Annotated in this window: 8 protein-coding genes; 5 read left to right on the forward strand and 3 right to left on the reverse strand. The window is 71.9% G+C overall.

From position 1 onward, the window contains the following. Positions 1-1089: 1089 nt before the first annotated feature. Both AB0C04_RS31995 and AB0C04_RS32000 read left to right on the forward strand, forming a co-directional pair. A complete protein-coding gene (locus AB0C04_RS31995; RefSeq protein ID WP_357062171.1) occupies positions 1090-1431 on the forward strand; it encodes a hypothetical protein in 342 nt (113 codons plus the stop codon). Next, positions 1428-2087 carry a nucleotidyl transferase AbiEii/AbiGii toxin family protein gene (locus AB0C04_RS32000; RefSeq protein ID WP_357062174.1) on the forward strand — a complete coding sequence of 220 codons (660 nt, stop codon included), beginning with the start codon at positions 1428-1430 and terminating at the stop codon, positions 2085-2087. The genes AB0C04_RS31995 and AB0C04_RS32000 overlap by 4 nt, the downstream gene beginning before the upstream one ends. Before the next feature lie 203 nt (positions 2088-2290). Here the strand turns inward: AB0C04_RS32000 and AB0C04_RS32005 are convergent, their stop codons facing one another. Further along, positions 2291-3193 (reverse strand): glucose 1-dehydrogenase, encoded by a 903-nt coding sequence (locus AB0C04_RS32005; protein WP_357062176.1) that lies wholly within the window; start codon positions 3191-3193, stop codon positions 2291-2293. A 206-nt stretch (positions 3194-3399) separates the two neighbouring features. Between AB0C04_RS32005 and AB0C04_RS32010 the strand changes: the two genes are divergently transcribed. Further along, positions 3400-5190 (forward strand): 5'-nucleotidase C-terminal domain-containing protein, encoded by a 1791-nt coding sequence (locus tag AB0C04_RS32010; RefSeq protein ID WP_357062178.1) that lies wholly within the window; start codon positions 3400-3402, stop codon positions 5188-5190. Positions 5191-5267: 77 nt separating this feature from the next. Here the strand turns inward: AB0C04_RS32010 and AB0C04_RS32015 are convergent, their stop codons facing one another. Both AB0C04_RS32015 and AB0C04_RS32020 read right to left on the reverse strand, forming a co-directional pair. After that, entirely contained in the window at positions 5268-5456 is a 189-nt protein-coding gene (locus AB0C04_RS32015) for a hypothetical protein (RefSeq protein ID WP_357062181.1), read from the reverse strand. A gap of 313 nt (positions 5457-5769) precedes the next feature. Continuing rightward, positions 5770-6930, reverse strand: a complete 1161-nt coding sequence (locus AB0C04_RS32020; RefSeq protein WP_357062183.1) for a geranylgeranyl reductase family protein — start codon at positions 6928-6930, stop codon at positions 5770-5772. A 155-nt stretch (positions 6931-7085) separates the two neighbouring features. Between AB0C04_RS32020 and AB0C04_RS32025 the strand changes: the two genes are divergently transcribed. Beyond that, the gene (locus AB0C04_RS32025; protein ID WP_357062186.1) at positions 7086-7322 is read left to right on the forward strand and encodes a hypothetical protein; all 237 of its coding nucleotides are present in this window, start codon (positions 7086-7088) and stop codon (positions 7320-7322) included. An 85-nt stretch (positions 7323-7407) separates the two neighbouring features. Next, positions 7408-8853, forward strand: a complete 1446-nt coding sequence (locus tag AB0C04_RS32030; RefSeq protein WP_357062189.1) for an MFS transporter — start codon at positions 7408-7410, stop codon at positions 8851-8853. Positions 8854-9412: the final 559 nt, after the last annotated feature.

Genomic DNA, 9412 nt, shown 5'->3' on the forward strand with positions numbered 1-9412 from the left:
CAGGGAAGCTCCAATTCGGGGGTAGACACCCACACCACCGACGGGGGTCAGCGGACACACGCGGGTGTGCAGCACCTCGACAAGGCGCTCAACAAGACAAGGGGGAAAGTCTTCAGGCCGGGCCACACATTCCGGGGCTCATCGACCAGGGGGTCCGACGTGCGGGGCGGGGGGGCCTCGGGGTGCCGGGTCCAGGTGTAACGACCGGCGGCCCGCCATCATTCCCCGGGCCGGCGCGTCGCCGGGTTCAGATGTGACGGCCCGGGGGCGGCCATCATTCCGGGGTCGGCTCGTCGGCCGGGACCATGTGTAACGACTGGCGGCCCGCCATCATTCCGGCGGGCCAGCCACCGGCGGCGACCGGATGAACCGGCCAGCGGGCGGGGCTGCCACCTCGGCCGTCGGGGATATTCAACGACGCCCGGCCGCCCATCATTCCGGGCCCGGGATGCCCCCGGTCACACCTCAAACCGCCCACGCGCCCGGCCGAGGAACCGAACGCCGCGGCTTGCCCACCCGCAACCGGACACTCGCCCCCATGCCGTCCGGACGACAGCAGCCCGGTCGGGTACTGCATGAACCGGACAATCACCCCACACACACGAGCGGACGCGGCCCCTGGATCACACAACCCGGCGCAAGGGCCTTATCGACCCCGCCAACCGACAGCCGGCGGACCGGCGGCCGACGGCGAACGGCCTACTGAGGCACCCAAGGTTGCAGGCCATGACGCCAGCCGCCGACGACCGAGTGATCGGCTCGGGATCGCTGATGTCGGGGTGAAGAGCGAACCGGACACCCCGACATCACTGACCACGAGACCATTTGAGCAGGACCTCGGCGCCGGGGCCGGGATCGGGGCCGGGGCCGGAGCCGGACGGCCGGGACCGGGGCAGGGCCCGCCGGCGTCGGGGCAGGATCCGGGGAGACCGGGCGGGACGGCGGCGCTGGCAGGTCGGGGAAACGGCGTTGACCCGCCGGAACGGCGGCCGGCTCTCCAGTCCTGGCCGGGCGAGGCTGGACGGGCCGGTCGCGGACGGCGTGCGGTGGCAATACCCCACAAACCGAAGGTGGGGTTACCCTGACACCATGCAGGGCGTCTCCCCCACCGTGTCCGGCGTGGCCTTCCTGGCCCGCCCGGGCCGCCCTGCCGTGGTTACCCGGACGCTCGTCGAGTTGGCCGGCCCCACCCGCGGGATCGTGGAGCTGCCGGTACGGCTGATGTGGAACGCGGAGCGCACGTTCGACCTGGGCGACCCCGACCAGCTGCTCTGGCTCTACGAGAACGTGCTGCGCGAGACCACCCGCGCCGAGGACCTCCGCTCGCTGATCAACGGGCGGACGCTGCGCCGGGTGTGGCGGCTGCTCAACCTTCCCCGCGGCGTACGGCAGGCGTGGGAGAGCCGCCACCACCCGCTGCGTACCGCGTGACGACCGCGCACCTGCACGAGTTCTACCGCGAGGTGGCCCGGGTGGCGCTCTCCGCGGCCGGTCCGCACCGGTTCGTGCTGGGCGGTGGGGTGGCCTGGGCCGCGCACGGGTTGGTGGCCCGCCCGACCGAGGACGTGGACCTCTTCGCCGACGTGGAGGGGGCGGCGGCCGCCGCCGCCACTGGGGTGCGTACGGCGCTGGAGCGGGCCGGGTTCGAGGTCGCCGATGCCGACCCGGACGGCGACCTCGCCGACCTGTTCGAGGGGTACGAGCGGGACATGAAGGACTTTGTGGTGAGCCGGGACGGGCGGCAGATCCGGCTTAGTCTGGCCCGCCTCGACCGGCACCGCAGCCCGGTGGTGATGGACCTCGGTCCGGTGATGGACGTCCGCGACCTGGTCGCCAACAAGATCGCGGCACTGGTCAACCGGCGCGAGGTGCGCGACTACATCGACGTCGCGGCCGCCCTTGAGCACTACGACGTGGCGGAACTGCTGGAGCTGGCCCGGCAGGTCGACCCGGCGCTCGACCCGGAGGACGTTCGGGCGGCCGGCCGCTACCTGGACCGGGTACCGGCCCAACGGTTCGCCCGCTACGGCCTGGACGCGGCCGCGGTCGCCCAGGTCCGCGCCCGCCTCACCGCTTGGCCCCGCTGACGCAGGTCCGCGCCCGCCTCGCCTCGGGCCCCGTTGACACAGGTCCACGCCCGCCGCACCCGCCAGGCCCCGCTGACGCAGTCCCGGGCCGCGGCCGTCCCCGCCCACCCGGGCCGCCCACCCGGCCTGGCGGACGACGGACGACGGACGACGGACGACGGTGGGAACGGCCCGGGATCGGACGGGCGGGTCTGGCGAGGCGTTCAGGTGATCGGCCGACCACCGGTCACGCCGAGCACCTCCCCGGTCACGAAACTCGACTCCTGGGAGGCGAAGAAGACGTACGCGGGGGCCAGTTCGGCCGGCTGCCCGGGCCGGCCGATCGGGGAGTTCGCACCGAACGACTCCACCGCCTCCTTCGGCATGGTCGCCGGGATCAGCGGTGTCCACACCGCGCCCGGCGCGACGGAGTTGACCCGGATGCCCTGCTCGGCCAGGTCGGCGGCGAGGGCCTTGGTGAAGTTCGCGATGCCGGCCTTGGTGGTCGCGTAGTCCAACAGCTGCGGGGACGGCTCGAACGCCTGGATGGACGAGGTGTTGATGATCACCGAACCGTCCGGCAGGTGCGGAACGGCCGCCTTGCACAGCCAGAACATCGCGTACAGGTTGGTCTTCATCACCCGGTCGAACTGTTCGGTGCTGATCCCGGCGATGCCCTTCTCCTGCGACATCTGGTAGGCCGCGTTGTTCACCAGGATGTCCAGGCCGCCGAGGTCGGCGACCGCCCGTTCGACCAACTCCTGGCAGTGCCGCTCGTCGGTGATGTCGCCACGGACCGCGACGCCGCGACGGCCGGCCTCCTCGATCAGCCGGACCGTGTCCCGGGCGTCGGCGTCCTCCTCCTCGCCGAGGTAGGAAATGAGCACGTCGGCACCCTCCCGGGCGAAGGCGATCGCGACGGCCCGCCCGATGCCGGAGTCACCGCCTGTGATCAACGCTCGCTTGCCGGAGAGCCGGGCGCTGCCCCGGTACGACTCCTCGCCGTGGTCCGGCTTGGGGCGCATCCGCGCGGTCGCGCCCGGCGCCGTCTGCTGCTGCTTCGGTTGCCCCGACTGCTGGCCGTACTGGCTGGTCGGGTCCTGCTGGGCGTATTGGTCCTCACTCACCGACGTCTCCTCGGGTGCCTGCCGGATCCGGTCCCCGTTGGCCCTACCCCGGCCCGCCCGGCGGAAACGACGGCCGGTTTCACATCCCGGCCGGGCGCGGCGCTGGTGGTGTGGAACACCGCGGGCCGCTGTGGCAGGAGTGACAGCCGGTCGTTATGGTGCGCTCGGCGCCCACGAGCGCGTCCACCCCCATGGAAAGGCACGTCATGACCTCTTCCTCCGGTCCGTCGCGACGCCAGGTCCTCGCCGCCGCGGCCGCCGCGGCGACGGCCCCGCTGATCGTCGCGGCGCCCGCCGAGGCGGCCGGCGCGGCCCACACGCGCACCTGGGATCTCACCCTCCTGGGTACGTCGGACACCCACGGCAACGTCTACAACTGGGACTACTACCGCGACGCCGAGTACGACGACAGCAAGCAGAACGACGTCGGCGTCGCGAAGCTGGCCACCCTGGTCAACCAGATCCGTGCTGAGCGGCGCGGCAAGGCCACGCTGGTGCTCGACGCCGGCGACACCATCCAGGGCACTCCGCTGGCGACCTACTACGCCAAGCAGGAGCCGATCACCGCGACCGGCGCGAAGCACCCGATGGCCCGGGCCATGAACGTCATCGACTACGACGCCGTGACGCTGGGCAACCACGAGTTCAACTACGGCCTGCCGCTGCTGGACCTGTGGATCCGTCAGCTCGGCTTCCCGGCCCTGGCCGCGAACGCGATCAACGCGAAGACCGGCAAGCCGGCGTTCCTGCCGTACGTCATCAAGAAGGTCTCCCTCGGCTTCGCCGCGCCGACCCTGCGGGTCGGCATCCTCGGCCTGACCAACCCCGGTGTGGCCATCTGGGACAAGGGCAACGTCGAGGGCAAGCTCCGCTTCGACGACATGATCGCCACCGCGGCGAAGTGGGTGCCGATCATGCGCGCCCGGGGCGCGGACATCGTGCTGATCTCGGCGCACGGCGGCGACAGCGGCACCTCCAGCTACGGCCCGGAGCTGCCGAACGAGAACCCGGTGGCGCTGATCGCGCAGCAGGTGCCGGGCATCGACGCGATCCTCTTCGGTCACGCCCACAACGAGGTCGTCGAGAAGTTCGTGACCAACGAGCGCACCGGCGAGCAGGTGCTGCTCTCCGAGCCGTCCAAGTGGGGTCAGCGCCTCACCCGGATGGACTTCACGCTCGCCCGCAAGCACGGCCGGTGGGCGATCACCAAGAAGTCCGCCACCATGCTGAACACCAACACCGTGGTGGAGGACCCGAAGGTCCTCGCCGCCGTGCGGGCGCAGCACGAGAAGACCATCGCGTACGTCAACCAGGTGGTGGCTCAGGCCAGCGTGGAGATGTCCGCCGTGGAGTCGCGGTACAAGGACACCCCGATCCTGGACTTCATCAACCACGTCCAGGCCGAGACGGTCAGCAAGGCGCTCGCCGGCACGCAGTACGCCGGCCTGCCGGTGCTGTCGCAGGCCTCGCCGTTCAGCCGCACCGCGGTCTTCCCGGCCGGTGACGTGAAGATCCGCGACGTGGCGGGGCTCTACGTCTTCGACAACACCCTCGAGGCCGTGGTGCTCAACGGCGCCGAGGTGCGCGCGTACCTGGAGTACTCGGCGAAGTACTTCCGGACCCTCGCTCCCGGCGCACCGGTCGACCTGGAGCAGATCAGCGACTCCGCGGTGCCGGACTACAACTACGACGTGATCTCCGGCCTGGACTACGACATCGACATCTCCAAGCCGGTGGGCCAGCGGATCACCCGACTGGTGCTGGCCGGCACGCAGACCCCGGTGGCGGACGACGCGCAGTTCGTGATCGCGGTGAACAACTACCGGCGTAGCGGCGGCGGGAACTTCCCCGGCATCGTCAAGACCCAGGTCTACAACGAGCAGCAGGAGATCCGCCAGCTGCTGATCGACTGGGCGCAGGCGAAGGGGACGATCGACCCGGCCGACTTCTTCCAGCCGAACTGGAAGCTGGTGCGCGAGGGCGTGCCGGTCTTCTGACCGATCCGGATCGGACGGGCCGCGGGCGGTGACGCCCGCGGCCCGTCCGTGTCAGTGCGCGGGACAGGGTCGTCTGGTCAGGCGCCGTGCCGCAGGTCCCAGCGCGCCGGGTCGTCGTCGGCCGGCCGACCCCGGCCCGGGTCGGTCTCGGTCAACGCGATCCGCTCCTCCGGGCGGACCGCGGCGGGCAGCTCACCGAACCGGACGTGCCGCAGGAAGGCGTAGTCGTCGTCGGTGAACGGCGGTGCGGAGTGCGCATCAGTCATCTGCGGCCCCCTTCGACGAACTCATTGTCTGCCGCCGAGGCGGGCCGTCGCCATCCCTTGTGTGGGAGAGCTTCCCGTGGTGGATCCCCTGTGGCCCGGCGACCCACGTCACCGCGCGTAAGGCATCCTAGGATCCTGGGTGGAACAGTGAGAATCCATCGGGGGGCTCGCCCGCGGCGGTCGGGGCAGGCGATCACCACCGAGCTGTCAGCTCAGGCGACAGCCCGCGGTCGGGGTCGGCAGGTGACGGCCGACAACACGGCCGGTCAGGTCGGTCCGTCAGGTCGGCAGGTCGCGGGCCACAGCTCGGTGGTCAGGCCGGCAGTTCGGCCGCCGAGCTGCGCCGGCGGGACGACGGAAGCCGAGTGAGCAGTGTCAGGGCCGCCCGCACCGGGGCCCGGGACAGCGTCTCGTCGAAGCTCACGCTCCCCTGGCAGAAGCGCACGAACATCCGCCAGCCCGGCGGGGTCGCCACCAGCGCGTGGAAGAGCTCCGGTCGACGCTCGAAGAGATCCAGCAGCCGGTAACCGGCCCGCATCGACGGCAGCAACCGCGCGGCGACCGCCCGCTCATAGCCGGCCAGGTCGCCGTCGGCGACCGCCGCGCCGGCCAAGGCGCCCGAACGCAGGGCGAAGCTGATCCCCTCCCGGCTCCACGGCTCGAGCAGACCGGCGGCGTCGCCGGCGACCAGCACCCGGCCGCGGCGCAGCGGCGAATCGTCGGCCCGGCAACGGGTGAGGTGACCCGAGTCGTGCGCGGCCGGCGCGTCGGCCAGGCCGAGCCGGTCGACGAACCGGCGCAGGTACTCCCGGGTGCGCTCCCCCGAACCCCGGGCGGCGATCACGCCCACGGTGAGCCGGTCACCCTTCGGAAACACCCAGGCGTACGACCCGGGCAGCGGACCCCAGTCCAGTAGCAGCCGGCCCCGCCACAGCTCCTGCTGCTCCGGCGGCACCTCCAACTCCAGCTCCAGGCCCAGGTCGACCTGCCGGTACTGGACACCCACGTGCCGGGCGGTCACCCCGGAGGAGCCGTCCGCCCCGATCACCGTACGAGCCCGCACGGTCGTACCGTCGGCCAGCCGCAGGCGTACGCCGTCCGCATCCTGCTCGATGGCACGCACGGTGGCCTGCTCGCGGACCTCGACCCCGGCGGCGACCGCGGCGGCGCGCAGCCGATCGTCGAACTCCTCCCGGCGGACCATGGTCACCAGCGGCTCGGAGTGCCGGCGGGTGAACCCGCGTCGCCCGTCCCAGGTGAACGTGACCCGGTCGACCCGGTCGTGCGCCGGTACCTCGATCCGATCGTGCACCTCGGCCAGCGACGTGCCGATCAGCCCGCCCCCGCAGGTCTTGTAACGCGGGTGAGCGGCCCGCTCGACGACCAGCGTGCGTACGCCCGCGCGGGCGGCGGCGTACGCGGCGGAGAGCCCGGCGGGGCCGCCGCCCACCACGGCGAGATCCCAGACGATCACGGGTGCAGCCTAGGGCACCGGCGGTCCACCGGGCCCGGCGGCGCGCTCCGGGCAGCGGTCGCCACCGCCCGATCGGGTGGGCATCTTCGGTGACGCAGGGGGTAACCGGCGCAGCGCAACCGCCTGCTCAGGGCGGACAGGCAGAGGAGGGAACCATGCAGCAGGAGCAACTGTCGGACGTCGAGCAACGGGTCTACCAGGCGGTCACGACGCTCGAGGCCCGCGGTCAGGTGCCCTACCCCGACCTGATCGCCGAAGAGTCCGGTCTCACCACTGAACAGGTACACGCGCCACTGCACCTGCTCACGGAGAAGAACCTGCTGCACCGGGAGGATTCGCCGATGGCCGGGCTCGACTTCGGGCCCCGATTCTGCGCGCGCCAGATGGCGTGACCCGCGGGACCACCCGCGACGATTCGCCCCCCGGTGACCGGGGTAGCGGTCAGGAATGCATGATCGACGGTCAACGGGGGGCGCGATGAGCGCGGCGGACACCCCGCAGCAGGCCGACATCGACCCGGCCGAGAACCGGCGGCGCTGGCAGGCCCTCGGGGTCGGGCTGGTCGCCGCGTTCATGACGCTGCTGGACGTCAGCATCGTCAACGTGGCCGTGCCGGCCCTGGACCGGGCGCTGCACGCCTCCCCCAGCGATCTGCAGTGGGTCCTCTCCGGTTACGCGCTGACCTTCGGTCTCGCCCTGGTGCCGGCCGGCCGCTTCGGCGACGCCCGCGGCCGGCGCAACGCGTTCGTCTTCGGCATCGCGCTCTTCACCGTGACCAGCGCGCTGGCCGGTCTCGCCCCCTCCCCCACCTGGCTGGTGGCCGCGCGGCTGCTGCAGGGCGCCGCCGCGGGCATCGTCAATCCGCAGGTCACCGGCGTCATCCAGCAGCTGTTCCGCGGGCCGGAGCGGGCCCGCCCGTTCGCGCTGCTCGGCGCCACCATCGGCATCTCCACCGCGGTCGGCCCGCTGCTCGGCGGGCTGCTGATCGCGCTCGGCGGTGAGGAACACGGCTGGCGGTACGTCTTCTTCGTCAACGTGCCGGTCGGCATCATCGCGGTGATCCTCGGCTGGCGACTGCTCCCCGGCAAGCAGAAGGAGCAGGCGGATCGACACCGGCTCGACCCGGTCGGCGTGCTGCTGCTCGGCCTCGGCGTGGTGCTGGTGCTGCTGCCGCTGGTGCAGCAGGAGCAGTGGCACACCCCGTGGAAGTGGGTGCTGATCCCGGCCGGTCTGCTGGTGCTGCTGGCCTTCGCCCTCTGGGAGCGCCGGTACGCCCGGCAGCACCAGCCCCTCTTCGACCTGCGGCTTTTCGGGTTCCGGTCGTACGCCCTGGGCTCGCTTATCGCGCTGATCTACTTCGGCGGGTTCACCGCGATCTTCTTCATCTTCACGCTGTTCCTGCAGAACGGGCACGGATACAGCCCGCTCATCGCCGGCCTGGCCATCACGCCGTTCGCGCTCGGTTCGGCCGCGTCCTCGGCGATCGGTGGTCGGTTCATCAACCGGCTGGGCCGTCCGCTGGTCGCCGCCGGACTGCTCGCGGTGGTCATCGGCCTCGCCGGTACGGCGCTGGCCCTGCGGCAGTTCCCGGACGCGCCCGCGCCCTGGGTGGCCGCCGGGCCCCTGCTGCTCGCCGGGCTCGGCAGCGGCCTGGTGATCGCGCCGAACCAGACGCTCACCCTCTCCCAGGTGCCCGTCGGGCAGGCGGGCAGCGGGGCGGGCATGCTCCAGACCGGCCAGCGGATCGGCGCCGCCGCCGGCATCGCCGCCGTCGGCTCGGTCTTCTTCTCCAGGCTCGCGAGCAGTCACGGCAACTGGACGACCGCGTTCGAGTACTCCCTGGTCGTGGCCACCGTGATCATCGCGTTGGCCCTGATCGCCGCGGTGGTCGACATCGCCCTGGGCCGAAGGCACCACCACTGACCGGCCGGCGGCCCGGCCACTGATGCGCGTCGGGGCCTTCGCTGCCGGCGGCGCACCACCCCGGCCCGGCACGGCCACTGATGTTGGGGTGACGCCCACCTTGATGAACGCAATGCCACCGGAGAGCTTCGCCAGCCGCTCCCCCGCCGCCGCATGTCAGTCGGCCGCGGTGGGGCGGCTCCCCGATGCCGCGCCTGTGGTGGATCTTGGACAGTTTCCGTTCGCAGCCGACGGCAACTGTCCAAGATCCGGTGCCCGCTGGGGTGCTCGCCGTTCGTGCCGCATGGTTTCCCGGCAGGCAGACGGCAACGGCCTGCACTCAGCTGGGTCGACCGGCCGGTGTGGTCACAATGTGCCGCTGGCCGACATTCGGTTGAGGTGCCGGCCGAAGTGCGCCGGTGGCCGGCAACCGCTTGGCGTGTCGGCCGAAATGCGCCGGTGGCCGGCAACCGCTTGGCGGTTGTCGGCCGAAGTGATCGGGATACGCCGCTGGCCGGCACCCGTGTCAGGGTGCCGGCCAGCGGTCAGGGTCGTGCTGTGTGGTTGTCAGTTGTTCCAG

The sequence above is a fragment of the Micromonospora sp. NPDC048909 genome (genome assembly GCF_040649635.1).
Lineage (GTDB): Bacteria > Actinomycetota > Actinomycetes > Mycobacteriales > Micromonosporaceae > Micromonospora.